Origin of the sequence: Ferrovum myxofaciens, from assembly GCF_000735045.1 — a bacterium.
Classification (GTDB): Bacteria; Pseudomonadota; Gammaproteobacteria; order Burkholderiales; family Ferrovaceae; genus Ferrovum; species Ferrovum myxofaciens.
Window position 1 is genome coordinate 1 of the sequence record NZ_JPOQ01000340.1, and the last position, 253, is coordinate 253.

1 protein-coding gene is annotated in these 253 nt (G+C 61.3%); it reads right to left on the minus strand.

The features are described from left to right. Positions 1–253 (minus strand): IS1595 family transposase (locus IV91_RS0113915; RefSeq protein WP_031599435.1); only part of this gene is annotated, 253 nt, incomplete at both ends.

Genomic DNA, 253 nt, shown 5'->3' on the forward strand with positions numbered 1-253 from the left:
AAAGCAACTCCACGGCGATGGCGACCAGCACCTTGCCTCCGGCACCGCGCCCGCGCTTGCCGTGCCTGACGCCACCAAAGACAGTCTCATCCACTTCGACATGTCCGGACAGCATGTCGTGCCCCGTATGGCTGATTGCGCACCGGAAACGGTGCAGCATCGCCCAAGCGGTAGGGTAGGAGCCGAAACCAAGGATCCGATGCAGTGTCATGGCGGAAACGCCATTCTTGGCGAAGGTAAAATGCCAGGCAGC